The sequence below is a fragment of the Clostridium sp. 10cd* genome (genome assembly GCF_044336395.1).
Taxonomy (GTDB): domain Bacteria; phylum Bacillota_I; class Bacilli_A; order Erysipelotrichales; family Erysipelotrichaceae; genus Clostridium_AQ; species Clostridium_AQ innocuum.
The window spans coordinates 3,989,888-4,008,891 of record NZ_CP172347.1 but is presented as its reverse complement, the minus strand read 5'-3'; the positions used below and the strand labels follow the sequence as shown (position 1 = coordinate 4,008,891).

Below are 19,004 nucleotides of genomic sequence, written 5' to 3'. Positions count from 1 at the left end.
GGCATGGCAGGAAGAAAAATTGTTGTATTTAATCGCAAGGCCTCTCATGAATATTTTCTGGAGGAACGCTTTGAAGCCGGACTGGTTTTGCAGGGAACGGAGATCAAATCCATTCGCCAGGGTCATGTCCAGATTCGGGATGCGTATATCAGCTTTACCAATGATGAAGCGTATGTAAAGGAAATGCATATTCTGGGGTATGAGTTTGGCAACCGGTTCAATCATGATGAAACCAGAATACGAAAGCTGCTCCTGCATAAGGAAGAGATCCGTAAGCTGCAGCAGAAGGTAAAGCTGAAGGGCTACACAGTGATTCCGATTTCTGTATATCTGGAAAAAGGAATGGCAAAAATGGAGATTGCTCTGGCAAAAGGGAAGGATCTGCATGATAAGCGTAATGTTCAAAAGGAAAAAGATGCCAAGCGCGAGATAGAAAAGGCGATGAAGAATCAGTATTAGACTGGAAAATTCGCCAAAAAAGCAAACGGCATTGTAGTTTGCGGTATTTTGTGGTAAACTATCAATGCCTGAAAACCGGGGGTGTACTGGTTTCGACAGGGATATGTCTGGTACAGACTGCAGTCGAGTGGTTACGTAATAACCAATTAAATTTAAACGGAAAAACTAAATTAGCTAACCTCTTTGGTGGAAACCAGAGAATGGCTTTCGCTGCTTAATAACCGATATAGGTTCGCAGCCGCCTCTGCATGCTTCTTCCTTGACCATGTGGATGTGCGCGTAAGACGCAAGGGATAAGGAATCTGGTTTGCCTGAGATCAGATTCACGAAAATTCTTCAGGCACATTCATCAGCGGATGTTCATGACCTGCTGATGTCTTAATCTTCATGGACTAAACTGTAGAGGTCTGTACGTGGGGCTGTTTCTGGACAGGAGTTCGACTCTCCTCGCCTCCACCAATATAAAAATAAAGCCTTTGTTTAAAGGCTTTTTTGATACTTTTTTGTTAAAAATATTTCTGTACCACACGCTGTACCACAAAAATCGTTGATTTTTTAGCATTATTGGGATATATTGGGTACAGAGGTGATAGTGTGGCAACGATTAAACGCGATGGTAAATGGTACATTAAAGGTAGGATACAAAGAGAGGATGGTACGTATTATCAATATACAAAACTTGCTCGTGGATGCAAATACGTTAATGAAGCGCGAGAATACGAAACGGAGTTTGTTAAACGATGGCAAGCAATCCAAGTTGCAAAATACAATAAAACATTCGCTGAACTGGCAGAAGAATATCTGGCACAAGCTGTAAATGTTAAAGCTGTGACCATCCGGACAGATCAGGATATTATAGATAAATGCAATAAAGTATTCGGAAAAAAGAAAATAAATCTATTCAATAAAGAGTACCTGCAAAAATTTATAAAAGAATTGGAAGAAAAGTACAGTAAGTCGTATGTATCGAAGTATTACTACACCATAAATAAAATATTTAAGTATGCTGTTGATGAGGATTATATCGCCATAAATCCTATGACAAAAGTACGCAGATCGGCATTTAAAGACGAAGTAAAAAAAGAAATGCTGTTTTGGGAACCATCCGAATTTGAAACATTTATACGCTATGTTAAAAATCCAGAAATGAAACGATTTTATATCTTTTTGTATTATATGGGAACACGAAAAGGAGAAGCTCAGGCATTACAATGGAAGGATATAGATTTTGATAAAAACACAATTAGAATTTATAAAACAGTAACAAACAAAATAAAGGGTAAAGCGTGGGAAATTACAAGTCCTAAGACACAAAACAGCATGCGTACTATAATTATGCCTGATATTGTAAAAACTGCTATGATAGAACAGAAAACGTATTGTGAAAGGCTTTATGGATATAACGTGGATTGCTTTGTATTTGGTTTCGACAGACCGCTTCCGGCCGAAACAATCCGTAAAAATCTTATTCGTGGAGTGGAGTCTGCAAATGCAGACGGAAATCCACTGTGCCTTATACGTGTGCATGATTTTCGCCATTCTCATGTGTCGTACTTGATCAACAATAAAGCTGACCAGTATTCTGATTATGAGATAGCACAAAGATTAGGAGATACCGTCGAAACCATCAGAAAAACATATGCACACCTATTTAAAGACGCTGACAGAAAGATTATTGAATTTATGAATAAAGACACTAGCAAGGACGAAACAATGCCAGTACAGCCTAAAACAAGTAAATACGATGAACTTAAGGAGCTAAAAGAATTGCTTGATATAGGAATCATAACGAATGAGGAGTTTACTGCAAAAAAGAAACAGCTTCTAGGTATATAAAAAACCGCTAAGATCAGCGGTTTTTTAGCTATAACCCTAATAATTGTTTTTTCTTTTCTTCAAACTCATCTTTAGTGATTATACCCAAATCATAAAGCTCTTTCGCTTTTTTTATATCTTCATATGGATCACTGATATCCTCTGTTTGATTTTCAGATTGTAAGCCTGAATTTTCACACTGAGCAAATATCAGATTCAGGCACGCAATTGTATTTCTAGCATGGCTCAACGCTTTTGTGTACTTAGAGCTCCTTGATTTTGTTTCACTTTTTATATATGAAATTATGATACTAGGAAAACAAAAATTAGTAGTTGTAATTTGTAAAGCAAGCATGTCAATAGATTTACTGGTCTTGCGCTTAGCTGTTAGTCCTCCAATAATACCACCTGTAGGACCTGCAGCAACACCCCCAACGACAGCCATTCCAAGGCCTCCGCTTTCCACCGATATATTATTTTCGAGCAGATCGTAGTCTTGTATTTCATCATAGCTAAAAATCACATCCCCAGGCTTTAAGGCCATTTCAATAGCAAGCGATGCGCCTAGCGTATACATTGCAAGAACGCTCTTACTTAAGATTTTCATCTTACCATTTTTCTTAATATTAGAGCTAGCGTTATTGATCTTTAAAAGCTTGTTGACTTCGTCTATTTCGATGTCACCCATTTTCTGTGTAGAGCGAAAAATAGATTTATAGGCAGCTTGCTTTTCCTTAAAGTCTTCTCGTTTCTGTCGAGCTAATTCAGCGTTTTCCTTTTTGATTTCAATAGATTCGTTTATACTTTCTTTTGTATTTGATGCTATATCCTTTGCGACACCCCCAATCCCTTTTTCCTTGACTTCGCTTGTAAACTCCGCAACACTCTGAGCTCTCCTTTTTGTTTTTGCGTAAATATCATAGATTCCCATTTTCATTTCCCTCCATACTGTTATTTATTACATTATATCACTTAATAACGAATCACAAAATACTTACTTGCATATAATATACTGTCATGAAACTGTTAATATATGAGCGGCGTACGGAAAAAGAAAAATCTTTGCGGGAGTTATCAAAGCTAACAGGGATAACTAAGAGTACTCTGAATAACTATGAAAACGGAAATACATCACCTACGATACACCAGCTCGAAAAAATCGCGGAGGCGCTACATATAAAAATAACGGACCTGTTTGAGTCCGATTTTAAATGACATGTATGTCCAAAATATTGGACATCGGCGGAAGTTGCTGTCAATATTAACAATTTTTTAGCGTTATGCGCTATAATATAGCTACAGAAAATATTACCAATTTACAGGAGGACAGAGATCATGGAAACAGAAGATTACTACATAAGGCATATCGTAAAAATGGTAAGGGAAATTAGGTCGATAGGTATATTAAGGGAGCTGTATTATGAATTGTTGCATATAAAATTGAATCAGTAATTAAAAAGGCAAGGAAATCACTCCTTGCCTTCTTTTTGCAGATTTTCTGCCAACGTTGTAAGAAAATTTTCGATTGCTTCTTTTTCATCATCCGGTGCCTCCAGATAGGTTTTCAAAACCATCTGGCTTTTTTTGTTCAGATTATACCGCTCTGATAATTTTTCCATTAACGTACTTGGCATTTTCATGAACATATCGACGTCTGCACCCTCAGTGAGCCAGTAATAGTCAGTGTTAAATTCTCGACAAATTGATAACAATGTTTGCTCTGATGGATTGCGTTCACCACTTTCTAATTTGGATACAGCAGTATCGCTAATACCGATTTTCTTACCAAATTCCCTTTGACTTAGACCTAGTGTTTTACGTAATGACTTTATACGGTCGTTCAATACTTCCACCTCCTTGACATAATAATATACTTAAAATCGTACTTAGTCAATAAAAATAACAAAACAACTTGACAAATGTGACTAAGTACGATAACATGATGGCGTAGTCAATATTGCGGGAGGTGCAAATATGAGAAAGGATAGAAGAGAATGCAGAAGACTGGATGGAGTTAAAATAACAAAAGTTATAATAACAATTCTATTACGCGGAGAAGGGACAGAAAAAGACCCAGTAAGATATGTTTATCAGTACTGGGATATGGAAGGGAAATTTCTTTTTGAACTTGACGAAATAGATTATTTGGATGAAGTGAGTGTTAATGCTTCTTCATAGGCAGTTTCGTATTCGATGTAAGCAATCATTGACTTGATAAAAGCCTTAAGGTGCTCTATATCATAGTCTTCGTGCTTTCTTACATAGTGTGTTTCATCATTACCTATCCAAGTGGCAGCAAGTGCTAATGTTTTGATTTTCTCATTTTCGATGTAATCTTTGATGCACTGTCCGAGAGGTTTACTCTTAATTGTATCAATGTCGTCGAAATTCTTGTAACAGCAGTAATCTTTGATTAAAAATTCTACTGCTTTTCGATAACCAATACCACACAGATGATTGAGCTTTAATTTTTCAGCTTCTAGAGCTTGATGATATATATCAATAAATGTGGTTGATATCGCTTCGATTTCTGATGGAAATTTATCCGCTGCTGCTTTCGGTAGAGGAAAAATATCAGTAATTGTATCAGCATCACTTGAAGTTCTGTTTAAACTATAAACAACCATATAACATGTATCACATGCAGGGCAAAAATATAGTAAATATGCCTTGTTGTTATATCTCGTCGAAACCGAATAAAAAGCGGAAACAATTTCACCTCTACTAGCTGTATTGCACCTGGGACAAATAGGCTGGAGTTTATATCTTATTTCTTTATGCTGCTTTGTATTAGCCGCATTTATTGTATCTTTTATTACATCCATAAACTACCTTCTTTCTAAAGAAAATTATAACATAAGCCGAAACCTATTTAAAGGTCTACAGGGGTTAGCCTCCCTGTACTGATGATGGCAGGCTAGGAGGTGATTAAATGACAGCAAATGAATACCTTGAAATTGTCAAGCAGAATGGCAACGAACGAGTATGCAAGTTGATTAAATTTTTGCAGGACAACGGATATGACTATTCGGAATTTGATATCGCCATGCTTTTAAGCGGTCAAATCAGACGGGAAGCCGCAAATTGCCGAACGCCTACACACGGCAATGCACGTTAGAAAGGAGGAAAACTATGCCTATTGCAAGATATGTGACGGCTAAAGACATTCAGCGTATTCACAACGAACGTAATCCAGAGAATCATATCGGTTACGCTAAGGCATGCGATATCAAGCAGAAGTGCCGAATGAAATTTGAAGAGGAATTTGGTAAAGTTGAACTTTACGACGAACGCAGAATACCTCTCTCGTGGTATGAAACATATTACAGCGAGGATGTATTTGATCCTCGAAAGAAACGCAAGCAGGAAAGGACTACTCTATGAGAAAAAGAGTATTAAAAAAGATGCTCCACGGTCGGCAAACTGAACGAGCATCTAAACGTAGAACCCTTATAAAAAGATTCATCTTTATTATAAGGGATACATATGCGAAAAGCAAGGGAGTGATTTGATGGAAGAAATCAAAGAATTACTATTTTGGTGGATGTTATTAGACAATATCGCTTTAGTACTTATAAAAAGTTGGAGAAAAGAACGGATAGATCAGTTAAAAACTTTAGATACCAAAGATTGAATATATACATTTACTTGAACAATCAATTTCACAAAACCACCCTTTCTTTATTACACATAATCATATCACATAATTGTCAGAAAGGAGTTTAAATTTATGAATAATACTATCACATTATCTGTTGAAGAATTAAACAACATGATAGACGAAAAAGTGCAGGCAGCACTAGCAAATGCTAAACCAGTAAGAGACGAACGAATGAAAGAAATGGAAACGCATTTCAGAGAAGAAATAGATAAGAAAAAATTAGACTTGAATTGGAATACTACGTGGACAGCTATCCGAACATCAGTAGCGTTAAAGATGGGATACCGTTCAGCATCCAAAGTACCACAGCACCGATATGATGAACTTTTAGAAAACGTAAAGCATGAATCGGAAATAATACTGGAGGTTTTTTCAAAGGAGAATAAAAATGGAATTACAAACATTTAATAGCACGCAATTCGGTGAATTGAGAACAGCCGAAATCGAAGGAAAGATTTATTATTGCGGCAACGACGTTGCCAGAGCGTTGGGTTATGCAAGACCTAATGATGCTATAAACCAACATTGCAGGTATACGGTAAAACACAGTATACCTCATCCACAGAATCCAACAAAAGAATTAGAAATGTCATTTATCCCAGAAGGTGATGTATACCGATTGACAGCACGAAGCAAGTTACCACAGGCTGAAAAGTTTGAATCATGGGTATTTGATGAGGTGTTACCGCAAATCAATCACACAGGCGGCTACAGAGTGCCTCAAAATCCTATGGAAGCATTGCGACTTATGTTTGATGCTCAAAGGAATACAGATATGCGTGTAACAAACTTGAAAGAAGACGTGGATAATCGTTTTCAGGACTTACCTTTAGTGGGTGATGAGCCAGAAGAAATAGTATCAGAGGTAAATGCAATCGCCTTAAAGCTATTGGGCGGTAAAAAATCAAATGCCTATAGCGACAAATCACTAAGAGCGAGAGTGTACCAGGATATATGGCATGAGGTGAAACACAAATTCGGTGTGCGAAAGTACAAAGCTATCAAACGTAAATACATGCCGAATGTGAAAGCGGTATTGGAAGCATATACATGTCCACAGAATTTGCTGGAAGAAATATTGGCAGTAAATCAACAGGATGGAGCATCATGTGGGAATACATAGTAATCGGTCATGCAGTATTAACTATATATCTGGTTATCAGTATGTACAACACGCTGTGCATGGGAGTTATATGTGACCCGGTTGTTTTGCTGGAGAATCATTATGAAAACCATTGATAACCACATGGATCCAGAACACTACGACGAAGAGTGGGCACCGTCAGCTGAGGAGCTGGCAGACCTGCAGGCGGAAGCCGAGGAAGAAGAAAGAAAGGAAACAGCAGTGGAGAGATATATCAGATCTACTGAGGAGGTGTTTTGATGGATGAGAGATTACAGGCGGCAGCTGTACAGCTTGCAACAATCGTTGTCAAAAATAAATTAAGCAATAGTATAAGCTACGAAGCGTATATCGGTAATGGATACTTGGAGTGTTTAGATTTTGCAATCTATATGTGGGATACCGATAAATCTAAAATTATCAAACACCGATCTTATCGTTTTAAAGCTCGTGATACAGACTTGGCAATTGCTAGAAAAATGGTAGAAATTACAAATATCATAAATGGGAAAATTGACCCGTTTGAGGAGGAAAAGAATGATAATAACAAACAAGCTTAACCTGCCGGAACCGATCGTAGCGGCAGTTATGCGTGAACATACATACAAACCAAAGCAGTATAGTGTTACAGCGTTGTTAAAAGGACCGGGGCAGGTCATACTGGAACGCCGTCATGATGATGAAATCGAGCAGGATGTATCAGAAATGATATGGATGATATTTGGTACTGCTGTACATAGCATCCTGGAGCAGGCGCAGGAAACCAAAAATCAGTTGAAAGAAAATAAGCTGGTCATAGACCTGGCTAACGGTTACAAGTTGAGTGGAATATTTGACCTCTACGATGATAAGACAGGAACAGTTACCGATTACAAGACGGCATCAGTTAACAAGGTACTGTTTAATGATTGGGCCGATTATCGTAAGCAAACACTGATTTATTGTTGGATGTTGCGACAGATTGGCTTTGATGCGCGCCGTGGTGAGATTGTGGCCATGCTCAAAGACCAGAGCAAAACTAAGGCTTTGCAAGGTGGTAACTATCCACAGCATCCTGTATATCGCATTGGGTGGGATTTCACAGATACGGAATTTGCGGAAATTGAAGAATGGATAAAGCAGCGATTTGAAGATTTAAGCGACTGCGAGCAAATGGACGATGCAGATTTGCCGAGCTGCACGCCGGAGGAACGTTGGCATAAGGATGATACATACGCAATCATGAAAAAGGGCAGGAAATCAGCTGTTAAGCTGTTTAAAACAGAAGGGGATGCAAGAGCTTATTTTGACAATATGATGTTGGATGATAAACACAGTATTGTGAAACGTGAGGGTGCAGACAACCGCTGCGACAACTACTGCAACGTAAATAAGTGGTGCCCTTATTACAGGAGCAAACATGCAGAGTGCTGTGATAACCAGTGTGACGCTGAAACAGCTGAGCAGTGAGGTGACCAGAATGACAGAAAAAGTTAAATCGGTCTTTGAGGAATTGAACAGTATTGATGTAAACGGGCACAAGGAAGAAAAGAATGGGTTATCTTATTTATCTTGGTCATGGGCGTGGACAGAACTACAAAAAAGATATCCCAGTGCATCATATACCATTGAGAAATTCGGAGAATTAAGAAAGCCGTATCTCTACGATGAAAACACCGGATACATGGTTTTTACAACTGTAACCATAGAAGGGCAGACACGCGAAATGTGGTTGCCTGTAATGGATGGCGCAAACAAAGCGATGAAGAATGTCGCATATCAATATACAGTCATGGCATGGGATAATGCGCAGCATAAAAAAGTACCAACCAAAAGAACGGTACAGCCTGCAACTATGTTTGATATTAACAAAGCTATCATGCGATGCCTTGTAAAAAATATAAGCATGTTTGGCTTGGGACTTTATATCTATTCTGGTGAAGACCTGCCAGAGCAAATCACGGAGGAAGAAACCGAAATAGCAGAAGACCAAGAGGAACGAAAAAAAGTCGTTAATGCTGTCAATAAACAAATTGCGATACTGAAAAAGGATTTTAAAACCGATGTGTTTGATCCTGTGATTGTTAATTACGTAATGAGCTTAAAAAGAGTCCCGACCACAGATATAGATAAATTGACTATACCGGAACTGCGTGTACTGGAAAACATTTATCAACAAATTGCCATAAACAAGAGCAAAAAGAAGGAATCGAAAAATGGCTAAATCAATCATGCAGGACCAGAAAGAGTGCTATATAACGCATTCTACTCTGGAGCTGCACAAACATCATATTTTTTGCGGCACGGCAAACCGCCAAAAGTCCGAAAAGTGGGGTTGCTGGGTATGGCTGACAGCAAAATATCACAACATGTCAGACCACGGAGTACATTTTGATAAAGCACTGGACCTGCAACTTAAACAAGAATGCCAACGGCGCTTTGAGGCACTGTATGGTCATGATGCATTTATGATGGTATTCCATCGCAATTATTTGGAGTAATTATGGCAAAGCAAAGAATCATAGCTACATTCCAGCGCCGTAGCCTCACAGAGGACGGTGACATGGAGATTGCCTTTAAGGTAGACAAACACTCTTACAACTGGATATCAGCTTGTAAAAGCCTTGAAACGCAGCCGTATGCCTTGGAGATATCAAAGCCACGGAGCAAACGGTCAAATGACCAAAATGCGTTGCTGTGGAAAATCATCCACGATATAGCAGAGCAAGAGGATGGGCACCTTGCAAATGACTGGGATACATACTGTGCTTTGCTGGAGCTGGCAGATGCCAAGCATACTGATTTGGTGGCACCGGCGGAAGCAGAAGAGGAGTTTCGTAAGGTCCAGGGACTGCGCGCAGTCAAAGTCTTGCGTCCTGCACAGCAGGAAGGCTATTTGATTTACCGACTGTATCCCGAATCAAGTACATTCAACACTAAAGAAATGACCAAGCTCATTGATGTGGCGTTAGATTATGCCGCAAAGATAGGGCTCGACACTGCTTACTATGGCAGTTTATAGGAGGATATAATGCAATTAAAAGACGTTTTAGATATGCATGATTATTTAACAGACAGATGTTATTGTCCGGGAGAAATCTACGACCAAAGTGGATTCTTCTATCAGATATTTAAAGATGATGACATGTGTGAAAAGTTAGGTGAAAATAATCAAAACATTGCTTTAGTTTGTAAAAATCAAATTCTTTGGATTTATAAAGATGAAAAGTACATTGATGAAATCACTAGAGTAGATGCCACCGAAAATAACATTGAAATTATCAAATTATTATTAGCTGGTAAGAAACCTAACAAAAAATTGGATGAATTTGTTAAAGGTGATACGCAGCGATCGTTAAATCAATTAATGAGTATTGCTGATGCGATCATCGTCGATTAACTACCCAGACGGACGTAAGTATACCTCTGGACAAGTATCACCCACAAAGCCTAAAAAGAGCAAGTATGGAGCAGTAAAGACAGAGGTAGACGGGATAAAGTTTGACAGTAAGCATGAAGCCAAGAGATACCAAGAGCTGCGGCTACTGGAGCAGGCAGGGGAGATAACAAACCTCTGCCTGCAGGTGCCGTTTGAGTTAATACCCAAGAGCAAGTACGGTATGCCTATCAGATACATAGCAGACTTTACGTATAACGACGGAAACGGTCAGCCGATAGTGGAGGATGCCAAAGGAGTAAAAACGCCTGTGTACCGCTTAAAACGGCGCCTAATGGCTGAATTAAATGGTATTGAGATAAAGGAGACATGAAATGAATTGGGAAGAAATGAAAAACATCGTAGAACGATGTGTTCCAGAGGATTTGCTCAAAGAGTATACGATATGTATAGAAATTAGTTGTGCAAGTGCTAATACAAATGAAACACGTATTGAGATAGACAACAGCAAATGTGAGATTTTTGTCACAGAAAGCTAACAGATTGAGGTGGTAAATTGGCAGAAAGAAGAATGTTTACGTCACAGATAATAGACAGCGACGCATTCCAGGATATGTCATTGTCAGCACAAGCATTGTATTTCCATTTGGGAATGAAAGCGGATGATGATGGATTTCTGGGAAATCCAAAAAGAGTGCAAAGAATGATAGGAGCTTCTGAGGATGATATGAAGCTCCTTCTGATGAAGAATTTTATCTATCTTTTTGATACAGGAATATGCGTTATCAAGCACTGGAAAATGCATAATTACATACAGAAAGATAGGTATAAACCAACAGCATACGAGCTCGAAAAATCTATGCTAGAACTTAAGCAAAATAAGGCATATACGATCAAAAATCCATCATGTATACAGAATGGATACATACTGGATACAACTTGTACGCCTAGGTTAGGTAAGGATAGGATAGGTAAGGTTAGTATAGTAGAGGATAGTAAAAGACATTTAAATAATATAAACAACGCGTGCGTATCTCCGTTTCCGGATGTCGAAAAACAGCTTGAAGAAAAAGTGCAGGAGCAAACTGACATATACAACTCATCGCTCATTGATTTGTATGAGCAGGGATTCGGCAGACCATTATCTCAACGTGAGATACAGACAATCTGCCAGTGGGCAGAGGAACACGAAGACCGGCTGATACGATACGCCTTACGTGAGGCATTGACTTATGACAAACAGAGCATTGATTACGTAGACCGTATCCTGCTGAAATGGAAACAGAGAGGATTCACGCCCGAACAGTATGAGGGAGGAGAGAGATAAAATGACTCAAAAAAGAATTTTTAAAAGCAGGAAAGCTGATCAAGCAGCACAATATGGATATATCGCAGATAACAAAATGCGTGAATCTGTTTTAGCGGAAGGTATACACGTATGTGAACAAGAAATGGTGAACTATTTAGCCAGAACAGCAGAAATGCCGTCAGAAGTGGAACAAGCATTCAAGGATGCGTTTCTAGCATCCGAAAGAATCACCGTACGAGAGTATAGTGACGTATGCGCGATATTGAGAAAATATGATGCAGGAGATAAAAGTTTGTTGCTTTATCTGGATACCGGTGCGGTGATGCCGGCTGACGACATGATCAATTACCTATCATCTGCAGGCTATGAGCTGATTGTAAGACATAAAAGGACGAAGGTAGCAGCTGGTCAGTTATCGGCAATGGATTGTGGGGTGGAGCTATGAAATTAAACGGATCCATGTTTCGCGATGCTATGACCATAAACCATATTGTGATTGATGGAAAGCAAATAAATGTCCACAATTCTGATATTGATTACGGCATTATAAATCAATATTTGTTGGATAAAGACAGCGGTAAAACAGAATTTACCTTAAGTAAAAAAGATTACCAGACTTTATCCATGTTGAGTGATTTTGATTTAAAAGTGAAAGATAGTAAGATACACATAAAAACCCAGAACGGCAATATCCTTCTCGCAAACATGAAAGAAGAGAAGATTCCGGATACAAGTTTAGATGATAACGCTATTCAGCTGAATGTAAAGCCATGTGATTTCGCCGCCGGCGAGAAATTTGTCGGGAATGATAAAGCACATGTCCAGTTAAACGGTGTAAATATTACACCAACCGGATATTTAATCTCTAATTCAAAATGCATCTACATGCGAAAAGCGGATACAGGAGCTGCAGAGCCGATTTGTGTACCTAAAGAAGCATTTAAGTATATCAGCTCAGCAGAAACATGCATGACGGACGGCAAGAGAGCTGCGTTCATCGGTCCGCAGGGGATATTTTACATATCACTCATCGTTGTAGCGATGGACATGCCAAAGCTTGATACAAAGCAAATCTGTGCAGTAGCCGCAGATAAAAAGCAGTTTATTGATACACTAAAAATGCTTAGAGGATATTCATCTGAGGTCCAAATTGTTTTCGATGGTGGCCTGCATCTTTTGGCCAAATCAGAAACAAACGAATTTGACATTGTTGTAAAAAGTGAACTGGCAAAGGGAAGTAAATTAAATGTCAAATTGTATATTGATGATGTGCTAAAAATCGTAGAACTGGAGGAAGAGAATCAAATCGTACTAAGCTTTAACGATAGAATGATGATTTTTAATAAAGACGAAACCACAGCAGTATGTGCATATATAAATCAGCCAGATAGGGAGGTAGTATAATGGATTTAATGAGTATGCTTACAGCAAAAACGGTCGATGAAAAACCGAAAAAAAAGGATAAGAAAGCTGAAAAGACTGTTGTAAAAAAAGAGGAGAAGCCAAAAGGAAAGAAGTACAAGTATCCGTTTGAAATCTACCTTGCAGCTGAGAAAAGAGACGTTTCACATATCTTTGAAGATGGTGCAGAGTATACAACAGATGAAATCACCAAGGCAATGCTGCAGCATGGATTCTACGAGTTTTCCGGGAACGTTACGTATGACTACATGGAAAAGGATAACGTGCTTGTACCGGTGTTCCAGCAGCACAAAAAAGGGTAAGTATGAAATATCTATTTGTAATTGTGGGAGTAGGCGGGACCGGCTCCCTCCTGGCCAGAGACATACCTAAGCTGCTGATCGACACACCACATCGTATGGTCATTATTGACGGAGATACCGTAGAAGAAAAAAACATGGTGCGCCAATCATACCAGAAACATGATATCAACCAAAACAAGGCGCTGGCATTGTCTAAGAAAATCAACACTTTTTACGGCAATATCTGTGAGGCCGTAGACAAATATGTAACAAAAGATGAGATTATCTCTTTTCTTCGGAAATACAAGGATTTTGTGCCGGTACTTGTTGGATGTGTTGATAATGATAAAACGCGTCTCCTGTTGGAAAGTACGTATCGCAAATTAGATTACTGCATCTATCTGGATTCGGCAAATAGCGAATATGAGGGCAATGTATATGTTAAAGCAAAATTGAAAAGTAACGAGGTTGGAGCTTTAAGGAGCGACTGCTATAAGTTATCTAATGACCAACACCCGGCGGATAAAAGCTGTGAGGCGCAGGCTGCTGTTGGTAATACGCAATACCTTGTCACAAACCTTCGTATGGCTACGGTGCTGCTGGAACATATCAGTTCGATAGTTCATGGCGAAGTGAAAGAAGGTGTTACCATTGTTAGACGATTTGAGGAAATACATTACTGATACTGTAAAAATTGATGAGTACAGTGTTGCATGGTACTTCAAAGAGTTTATGGAGCGGTGCAAGGATAACAAACTTGTAAATACACTCATGGACAATATCACAGAGAATAGTTACATAATCAGAGACAATGAAATTAACCCTTTTGAATTTTTGATAGCAGATTACCATATGACGGATGTTTTTGCCGTTGATAATGTAATCATAAAGTTAATTTTATCCTGCGTGACAACGCAGTTTATAATTTCTGATTGCAGGCAAGGTATGCTTAGCTCATTTTTCCGATACACCAAAAGGGGAAGGAAGTTATCGGGATATACTCATGAACGCATACTCGCAGATTATTTGATAGAGAACTGGTCTGATCTAGAGGATGAATTTTCAGGTATAACAGACGATGAGCTGATAAAGATACTCAAAACAAATGACGCTGATGACATGACATATGATTATGATTTTTATTCAGCGATTATAGTTGTAGATGAAAGAGAGGTATCATATTTATCAATCTATCAAATATTAAATACAATGGGGTTTTCGGAGGTGTGCCCAGGACTATTCTATTATGGAGGTTTTGGGTGTTCCGGATACGGAGAAGCAGACATAACATTAAATGCAGAGGATGTGGAAGATATCTATGATGAGATAGCCCTGAGTGAAAAGGACAGGAACTTAGATGGTAATGAATTAAGTGTTTTTAACGAAATGGAAGCAGATGATTATTTGTTTATGCTGTTGAGGAGTAGGAGCAGTATGAGGGAGGTGCTGTTTTGAAGCAGTTAATAGTGAGGATTAACGACCTTAATTCTGATGCCGAAATACTAGAATACGACAATGCGCGAAATCGAGAATATTTCTCTGCCATACAGATTGATGACTTGATTGAAAAACTGGAAACATTTGCTGAAAACAGGGATCAAAAAAATAGAAAAAGGGATATCGTACTGTATAGTGATCAGATAATCGGGATAGGAAATAACTGTGTTGTCATCATGCAAAAAGAGCATAAAAGGATAGTGACGTACGAAAACACAGCATACAATATTTCATTCCCTAATTCTATCTACATCATGACGTATAAAACTAACAATGTTGACAGCATCTATGCATATTGCTACAAGGAGTTTAAAGGCCAAGACACGGAGCTTTACAAATATGCCATGCCAAATATGTTAACGGAAAACAGAATATGCATGGGATCAGCACCAAGAAAAATCGAAAAGAAAGATTATGTAAAAGCACTTGAAAAAATCATATTTACTCAATATACGCACGGACATACAGACAACATAAAATCATTCAAAGAGACGAAAAAGTATTTTGAATATTTGTCCGTGAATGAATTTCCGTATGATTTATTGATTAAGTTTAATAAGACATTGGGTGGAGTGATTTAATAATACCCTGGTTGCGTTAGGAGAGTGAAAAATAAATGAAAGTATTAAAATTTAGAGTATGGGATTTAATAGGAAAAAGAATGCTGCAATGGGGCGACATCATGAATCTTCCTGCATGGGAGATTTTTCCGGGCACACCAGAGCAACGTGCATTTATCGTCATGCAATATACAGGATTAAAAGACATGAATGGCAAAGAAATCTATGAGGGAGATATCATAGACATACACCAAACCGTTAATGGATGTAATTTGTTTGTAATTGTGTGGAATGACATCGGATTCAGTGCTCGTTACTTAATCGACGGTGAAATATCAAGAGAATACGAATATGATATCAAAGAATTATTAGAAGTGAACATTGGAAAATACGAGAAAAGCGTTGAAGTCGTTGGAAATATTTATGAAAATGACGAATTGCTGGAGGTTGTGAGCTTATGATCAACAGAGTGGTATTAGTCGGCAGGCTTACAAAAGACCCAGTACTGCGTAAGACTGCAAACGGTGCATCGATTGTTTCTTTTACTGTAGCATGTACCCGCCGCTTCAAGCAGGAAGGACAGCCGGATGCTGATTTTATCAACACAGTTGCATGGAACAAAACAGCAGACATTGTACATCAGTATACACACAAAGGCTCACTGGTCGGCGTGGAAGGAAGAATCCAGACACGCAGCTATGACGATCAGAGTGGGAAACGCGTTTATGTAACAGAAGTGGTCGCAGACAGCGTACAGTTTCTGGAAAGCAAAAGTGCTGCTGCAAGCAATGCGAACAGCAATGTCTATGTACCAGAGGCAAACAATCAGAGCTACCAGAGTGACAACAGCAGCTCTCAGTCCTACTCCAATGACTTTACAAGTAGTACACTGGATATCGCCAGTGATGATTTACCATTTTAGGAGGATGTAAGATGCAGCTACTAATAAAAGATTTAAACATCAGTGATTTAATCAATAATCAATGGATCATGGAGAATTGCTATATAGCAGGAGGGGCGTGTGTGAGTAATGCCACACGCCAGCCTATCCATGATGTGGATATCTATTTTAAGACAAAAGATGCAAGAGACTTATTTATGGAGCAGGTCGGTGATGATAAATACATCACTAAAACATCAAATGAGTGGCAGGCTTTACTCATGTACGACAGCCTGCTCACTGGTAAAGTAATCGAGGTTGGAGACGATAAATGTTTTGATGAACTTAAGATTAAAATTGCATCAGACAAAAGAAAAGATAATGTTATCTACCTCATTGAAGATTACGCCGGATGGATAGAAATACCAGAACCATTATTTCAGAAGCAACGATGGATGTTTGACAATGGATATGATTATGTGCTTTTAGAGAGAAATCATTTTGAAGTAAATGATAAAGATTTCCTAGGAAACAAAAGTATCACTTTAAAAAGAAATGATATGGTTTATCAATTTATCTTACGATTTTATGGTGACGCGCAGGAAATGATGGATAAAACGTTTGATTTCCAGCATTGTAAGATTGCATATGATCTGGCAACCAGAGAGTATATAACCACGCAGGAAACATGGGAAGCTCTGTCAAAGCGGGAGCTGCATTATGTTAATTCATTTTATCCAGTGTCATCACTTAAAAGGCTTTATAAGTATGGCGGCCGAGGATTTAGCTGGAACAATGATGAGTTTGTAAAGATTATCCGAGATATTCATAAGGTGGACACAGACAATAAATTTGTAATGGAAGACCAGCTTATCGGATATTATGAGGATTTCGATTATAACGATGTATTCAGTGATTAGGAGGTAAACGATGACGCGCAAGGAGATTACTATACTGTTAGGCGATATCCTTTATCAGCAAAGGTTTACCGGTGTCGGTAAATACTATGCCAGTGAGGTTACCGTTGATTACGGCACGAAAGATGCGTGCAGAGTAGACTATATGCAATTTGTTCCGCCAAACCAAATGAGTATCAGCGGCTTAGAAAAAGGCATCTTTATCTGCTACGAGGTAAAAAGCTGCTTAGGCGACTTTAAAAGTGGGCATGGGCAAAATTACATAGGAGAAGAAAACTATCTGGTGATGCCGATGGAATTATACAAGAAAGTCATTCATGACATACCGCATGATATCGGAGTGCTAGTTCCAGTACCGTCTACGTTAGGAAGAAAAAATGAAGATATCTACAGGGAGTTTGAGAATCCGACTCAATTTAAAGGTGAAAGTAACGATTGGAGATTGCATAAAATCAAAGATGCATATCCTGAACACCGGAAAAAATCTATTACAGAATTATTATTTTGTATGCTGAGAAGCGGAAGGTGATGTAACAAATGAAAAAATACAATAGCATAGACGGCCGTATACATACAAACAGCCGGTTGTGGTTTATTATCCGGATGGCAATAAAAAAATGGAGAAACGCAGAAAAGGAGCTGAAAAGGAAATATGGTTGATCTATCATTGTGCATCCTGCTGTATTTATCATTTATGCTTATCTGCGTTTTGAACGAAAGGGGTGACTGAATGAAGTTTAAAGATATCGGCAAAGACAAATATTTTGAAATTGTCGGACTTGAAGGCTATTACAAAGTTGATCACAACAAGAGAGAGGCTAAAGCGTATCGCAAACTTAGCACCGGCAGAATGATGTACGACGGCACAGTAAGAGGGCTGTATGACAATCTGGAAGCAGGCAGGTGGAAAATCAAATGATATGGGAGGAGGAAGAGTTTGAATTCGATAAAGAGAAGCGTATGAAAAAATACATAAAGGGAGAGCTCATGAGTTACTACCTTTTAAAATCAAGGTGGTATGAATTACTTGATAAAAAATATTTCCTATACCATAAGTCGCCTGGCGGCAGCATTGTACGAGCTCCAGAAGGGCAGTGTAGCAAAGATGGTATCCAACATCAAGCAGCCATGAATGAAAGTGCCATCGCTATGGAGCAGGAGCCATTGTATCAACGTATGGAAAAAATCAGAAATTGGATGGATTGCTTAACCGAATCGCAATGCAAGGTGATTTCGGTATATGTGATGAAGTATCAATGTGACAACTTACGTGAAGCGGCGCGTGAAACCGGATTCTCAGTAGATACAGTGAACAAATATACAAAGCGAGCTATCAACCGTATATACACAAGAAATAGCAATATTTTGTAAAAGTGTACCGTCTTAGGATAGGCTTGACATGATATAATGATAGCGTGGAAGTACGGGGGATGAGGCGTGATTCTCTTCCTTGTGCTTCACTTTCCTCTTACGGTTTACTTACGCGGCATCCTAAGATGCCTGCCGTAATCTACAGACGATCCCCCCATCCATGTATCGTCTGTAGATTAGGGTAAATGCTTCCTTGCTTCAAAACACCCTCAATGCAAATTACGAAGCAAGCGTTTTAAGGGCCTGGGCTGACGAAATGAGCTTGGCAAACCAGCAGGAAACGAGTTGGTCAATGATGAGATAGCGCACTCATGTAGGGAGACATAAAAAAAG

General features: G+C 38.7%; 36 protein-coding genes and 2 other RNA genes. 35 read left to right on the top strand and 3 right to left on the bottom strand.

Features of this window, described 5'->3' with window-relative positions; translation table 11 throughout:
- Nucleotides 1-3 precede the first annotated feature (3 nt).
- The 3 genes from smpB (at nucleotide 4) to ACG3M1_RS20110 (ending at nucleotide 2,295) form a co-directional block, all read left to right on the top strand.
- On the top strand, nucleotides 4-459 hold the full coding sequence (gene smpB / locus ACG3M1_RS20120; protein ID WP_002605967.1) for an SsrA-binding protein SmpB: 456 nt from the start codon (nucleotides 4-6) through the stop codon (nucleotides 457-459).
- A 77-nt stretch (nucleotides 460-536) separates the two neighbouring features.
- Nucleotides 537-918: a transfer-messenger RNA gene (ssrA, locus tag ACG3M1_RS20115) on the top strand.
- Between the two features lie 135 nt (nucleotides 919-1,053).
- Entirely contained in the window at nucleotides 1,054-2,295 is a 1,242-nt protein-coding gene (locus tag ACG3M1_RS20110; protein ID WP_395814520.1) for a tyrosine-type recombinase/integrase, read from the top strand.
- A gap of 28 nt (nucleotides 2,296-2,323) precedes the next feature.
- On the opposite strand, the gene ACG3M1_RS20105 is transcribed toward ACG3M1_RS20110, so the two are convergent.
- The gene (locus ACG3M1_RS20105) at nucleotides 2,324-3,205 is read right to left on the bottom strand and encodes an SHOCT domain-containing protein (RefSeq protein ID WP_373143818.1); all 882 of its coding nucleotides are present in this window, start codon (nucleotides 3,203-3,205) and stop codon (nucleotides 2,324-2,326) included.
- Between the two features lie 86 nt (nucleotides 3,206-3,291).
- Here ACG3M1_RS20105 and ACG3M1_RS20100 point away from each other — a divergent pair, with 86 nt between their 5' ends.
- Nucleotides 3,292-3,489 carry a helix-turn-helix domain-containing protein gene (locus ACG3M1_RS20100; RefSeq protein WP_373143819.1) on the top strand — a complete coding sequence of 66 codons (198 nt, stop codon included), beginning with the start codon at nucleotides 3,292-3,294 and terminating at the stop codon, nucleotides 3,487-3,489.
- Nucleotides 3,490-3,743: 254 nt separating this feature from the next.
- Here the strand turns inward: ACG3M1_RS20100 and ACG3M1_RS20095 are convergent, their stop codons facing one another.
- Complete coding sequence (locus ACG3M1_RS20095; protein WP_416328144.1) at nucleotides 3,744-4,127, bottom strand: helix-turn-helix domain-containing protein; 384 nt, start codon at nucleotides 4,125-4,127, stop codon at nucleotides 3,744-3,746.
- Nucleotides 4,128-4,248: 121 nt separating this feature from the next.
- Here ACG3M1_RS20095 and ACG3M1_RS20090 point away from each other — a divergent pair, with 121 nt between their 5' ends.
- Nucleotides 4,249-4,452: a hypothetical protein gene (locus ACG3M1_RS20090; protein WP_373143821.1), complete on the top strand. Its 204-nt coding sequence runs from the start codon at nucleotides 4,249-4,251 to the stop codon at nucleotides 4,450-4,452.
- Here ACG3M1_RS20090 and ACG3M1_RS20085 read toward each other — a convergent pair.
- Complete coding sequence (locus ACG3M1_RS20085; RefSeq protein ID WP_142419840.1) at nucleotides 4,416-5,099, bottom strand: DUF4145 domain-containing protein; 684 nt, start codon at nucleotides 5,097-5,099, stop codon at nucleotides 4,416-4,418. The two genes, ACG3M1_RS20090 and ACG3M1_RS20085, sit on opposite strands and share 37 nt — an antisense overlap.
- Nucleotides 5,100-5,133: 34 nt before the next feature.
- Here ACG3M1_RS20085 and ACG3M1_RS20080 point away from each other — a divergent pair.
- The 30 genes from ACG3M1_RS20080 (at nucleotide 5,134) to ACG3M1_RS19935 (ending at nucleotide 18,671) form a co-directional block, all read left to right on the top strand.
- Nucleotides 5,134-5,196: hammerhead ribozyme type II (locus tag ACG3M1_RS20080), an RNA gene on the top strand.
- 10 nt (nucleotides 5,197-5,206) lie between these two features.
- Nucleotides 5,207-5,392 carry a hypothetical protein gene (locus tag ACG3M1_RS20075; protein ID WP_142419839.1) on the top strand — a complete coding sequence of 62 codons (186 nt, stop codon included), beginning with the start codon at nucleotides 5,207-5,209 and terminating at the stop codon, nucleotides 5,390-5,392.
- Between the two features lie 14 nt (nucleotides 5,393-5,406).
- Complete coding sequence (locus ACG3M1_RS20070) at nucleotides 5,407-5,658, top strand: hypothetical protein (protein WP_142419838.1); 252 nt, start codon at nucleotides 5,407-5,409, stop codon at nucleotides 5,656-5,658.
- Nucleotides 5,659-5,785: 127 nt separating this feature from the next.
- Nucleotides 5,786-5,908 (top strand): hypothetical protein, encoded by a 123-nt coding sequence (locus tag ACG3M1_RS20065; RefSeq protein ID WP_257269980.1) that lies wholly within the window; start codon nucleotides 5,786-5,788, stop codon nucleotides 5,906-5,908.
- Between the two features lie 96 nt (nucleotides 5,909-6,004).
- Nucleotides 6,005-6,343 (top strand): hypothetical protein, encoded by a 339-nt coding sequence (locus ACG3M1_RS20060; RefSeq protein WP_217781065.1) that lies wholly within the window; start codon nucleotides 6,005-6,007, stop codon nucleotides 6,341-6,343.
- Nucleotides 6,324-7,058: an ORF6C domain-containing protein gene (locus ACG3M1_RS20055; protein ID WP_217781066.1), complete on the top strand. Its 735-nt coding sequence runs from the start codon at nucleotides 6,324-6,326 to the stop codon at nucleotides 7,056-7,058. Before ACG3M1_RS20060 ends, ACG3M1_RS20055 begins: the two co-directional genes overlap by 20 nt.
- Nucleotides 7,043-7,174, top strand: a complete 132-nt coding sequence (locus tag ACG3M1_RS20050; protein ID WP_257269977.1) for a hypothetical protein — start codon at nucleotides 7,043-7,045, stop codon at nucleotides 7,172-7,174. The genes ACG3M1_RS20055 and ACG3M1_RS20050 overlap by 16 nt, the downstream gene beginning before the upstream one ends.
- The gene (locus ACG3M1_RS20045) at nucleotides 7,161-7,319 is read left to right on the top strand and encodes a hypothetical protein (RefSeq protein ID WP_257269976.1); all 159 of its coding nucleotides are present in this window, start codon (nucleotides 7,161-7,163) and stop codon (nucleotides 7,317-7,319) included. The genes ACG3M1_RS20050 and ACG3M1_RS20045 overlap by 14 nt, the downstream gene beginning before the upstream one ends.
- Entirely contained in the window at nucleotides 7,319-7,618 is a 300-nt protein-coding gene (locus ACG3M1_RS20040) for a hypothetical protein (protein WP_257269975.1), read from the top strand. The genes ACG3M1_RS20045 and ACG3M1_RS20040 overlap by 1 nt, the downstream gene beginning before the upstream one ends.
- Nucleotides 7,596-8,507 carry a PD-(D/E)XK nuclease family protein gene (locus ACG3M1_RS20035; RefSeq protein WP_257269973.1) on the top strand — a complete coding sequence of 304 codons (912 nt, stop codon included), beginning with the start codon at nucleotides 7,596-7,598 and terminating at the stop codon, nucleotides 8,505-8,507. Before ACG3M1_RS20040 ends, ACG3M1_RS20035 begins: the two co-directional genes overlap by 23 nt.
- Before the next feature lie 10 nt (nucleotides 8,508-8,517).
- Entirely contained in the window at nucleotides 8,518-9,261 is a 744-nt protein-coding gene (locus tag ACG3M1_RS20030; protein WP_257269972.1) for a DUF1071 domain-containing protein, read from the top strand.
- Nucleotides 9,254-9,538 carry a hypothetical protein gene (locus ACG3M1_RS20025; protein WP_257269971.1) on the top strand — a complete coding sequence of 95 codons (285 nt, stop codon included), beginning with the start codon at nucleotides 9,254-9,256 and terminating at the stop codon, nucleotides 9,536-9,538. Before ACG3M1_RS20030 ends, ACG3M1_RS20025 begins: the two co-directional genes overlap by 8 nt.
- A 2-nt stretch (nucleotides 9,539-9,540) precedes the next feature.
- Nucleotides 9,541-10,059 carry a hypothetical protein gene (locus ACG3M1_RS20020; RefSeq protein WP_395814517.1) on the top strand — a complete coding sequence of 173 codons (519 nt, stop codon included), beginning with the start codon at nucleotides 9,541-9,543 and terminating at the stop codon, nucleotides 10,057-10,059.
- A 9-nt stretch (nucleotides 10,060-10,068) separates the two neighbouring features.
- Nucleotides 10,069-10,437, top strand: coding sequence for a hypothetical protein (locus tag ACG3M1_RS20015; RefSeq protein ID WP_074747358.1), 369 nt, complete (start codon nucleotides 10,069-10,071; stop codon nucleotides 10,435-10,437).
- Nucleotides 10,418-10,807, top strand: a complete 390-nt coding sequence (locus ACG3M1_RS20010) for a DUF1064 domain-containing protein (protein WP_242410832.1) — start codon at nucleotides 10,418-10,420, stop codon at nucleotides 10,805-10,807. The genes ACG3M1_RS20015 and ACG3M1_RS20010 overlap by 20 nt, the downstream gene beginning before the upstream one ends.
- 1 nt (nucleotide 10,808) lies before the next feature.
- Nucleotides 10,809-10,973, top strand: a complete 165-nt coding sequence (locus tag ACG3M1_RS20005) for a hypothetical protein (RefSeq protein WP_008728224.1) — start codon at nucleotides 10,809-10,811, stop codon at nucleotides 10,971-10,973.
- Between the two features lie 17 nt (nucleotides 10,974-10,990).
- On the top strand, nucleotides 10,991-11,761 hold the full coding sequence (locus ACG3M1_RS20000) for a DnaD domain-containing protein (RefSeq protein WP_008728225.1): 771 nt from the start codon (nucleotides 10,991-10,993) through the stop codon (nucleotides 11,759-11,761).
- A gap of 1 nt (nucleotide 11,762) precedes the next feature.
- Nucleotides 11,763-12,188, top strand: coding sequence for a hypothetical protein (locus ACG3M1_RS19995; RefSeq protein WP_008728226.1), 426 nt, complete (start codon nucleotides 11,763-11,765; stop codon nucleotides 12,186-12,188).
- Complete coding sequence (locus ACG3M1_RS19990) at nucleotides 12,185-13,147, top strand: hypothetical protein (RefSeq protein ID WP_008728228.1); 963 nt, start codon at nucleotides 12,185-12,187, stop codon at nucleotides 13,145-13,147. The genes ACG3M1_RS19995 and ACG3M1_RS19990 overlap by 4 nt, the downstream gene beginning before the upstream one ends.
- On the top strand, nucleotides 13,147-13,467 hold the full coding sequence (locus ACG3M1_RS19985; RefSeq protein WP_008728229.1) for a hypothetical protein: 321 nt from the start codon (nucleotides 13,147-13,149) through the stop codon (nucleotides 13,465-13,467). Before ACG3M1_RS19990 ends, ACG3M1_RS19985 begins: the two co-directional genes overlap by 1 nt.
- A gap of 2 nt (nucleotides 13,468-13,469) precedes the next feature.
- Nucleotides 13,470-14,129 carry a ThiF family adenylyltransferase gene (locus ACG3M1_RS19980; protein ID WP_217781062.1) on the top strand — a complete coding sequence of 220 codons (660 nt, stop codon included), beginning with the start codon at nucleotides 13,470-13,472 and terminating at the stop codon, nucleotides 14,127-14,129.
- Nucleotides 14,098-14,901, top strand: a complete 804-nt coding sequence (locus ACG3M1_RS19975) for a hypothetical protein (RefSeq protein WP_257269968.1) — start codon at nucleotides 14,098-14,100, stop codon at nucleotides 14,899-14,901. The genes ACG3M1_RS19980 and ACG3M1_RS19975 overlap by 32 nt, the downstream gene beginning before the upstream one ends.
- Entirely contained in the window at nucleotides 14,898-15,524 is a 627-nt protein-coding gene (locus tag ACG3M1_RS19970; protein WP_257269967.1) for a hypothetical protein, read from the top strand. Before ACG3M1_RS19975 ends, ACG3M1_RS19970 begins: the two co-directional genes overlap by 4 nt.
- Nucleotides 15,525-15,559: 35 nt before the next feature.
- The gene (locus ACG3M1_RS19965) at nucleotides 15,560-15,964 is read left to right on the top strand and encodes a YopX family protein (protein ID WP_257269966.1); all 405 of its coding nucleotides are present in this window, start codon (nucleotides 15,560-15,562) and stop codon (nucleotides 15,962-15,964) included.
- Nucleotides 15,961-16,425: a single-stranded DNA-binding protein gene (locus ACG3M1_RS19960; protein WP_257269965.1), complete on the top strand. Its 465-nt coding sequence runs from the start codon at nucleotides 15,961-15,963 to the stop codon at nucleotides 16,423-16,425. The genes ACG3M1_RS19965 and ACG3M1_RS19960 overlap by 4 nt, the downstream gene beginning before the upstream one ends.
- An 11-nt stretch (nucleotides 16,426-16,436) precedes the next feature.
- Nucleotides 16,437-17,303: a hypothetical protein gene (locus ACG3M1_RS19955; protein ID WP_395814514.1), complete on the top strand. Its 867-nt coding sequence runs from the start codon at nucleotides 16,437-16,439 to the stop codon at nucleotides 17,301-17,303.
- A gap of 10 nt (nucleotides 17,304-17,313) precedes the next feature.
- Nucleotides 17,314-17,829, top strand: coding sequence for a hypothetical protein (locus ACG3M1_RS19950; RefSeq protein ID WP_217752751.1), 516 nt, complete (start codon nucleotides 17,314-17,316; stop codon nucleotides 17,827-17,829).
- A gap of 8 nt (nucleotides 17,830-17,837) precedes the next feature.
- Nucleotides 17,838-17,960, top strand: a complete 123-nt coding sequence (locus tag ACG3M1_RS19945; RefSeq protein ID WP_257269963.1) for a hypothetical protein — start codon at nucleotides 17,838-17,840, stop codon at nucleotides 17,958-17,960.
- A 70-nt stretch (nucleotides 17,961-18,030) separates the two neighbouring features.
- Complete coding sequence (locus ACG3M1_RS19940) at nucleotides 18,031-18,219, top strand: hypothetical protein (protein ID WP_022300254.1); 189 nt, start codon at nucleotides 18,031-18,033, stop codon at nucleotides 18,217-18,219.
- Nucleotides 18,216-18,671 carry a hypothetical protein gene (locus ACG3M1_RS19935; RefSeq protein WP_217752750.1) on the top strand — a complete coding sequence of 152 codons (456 nt, stop codon included), beginning with the start codon at nucleotides 18,216-18,218 and terminating at the stop codon, nucleotides 18,669-18,671. The genes ACG3M1_RS19940 and ACG3M1_RS19935 overlap by 4 nt, the downstream gene beginning before the upstream one ends.
- Nucleotides 18,672-19,004 lie beyond the last annotated feature (333 nt).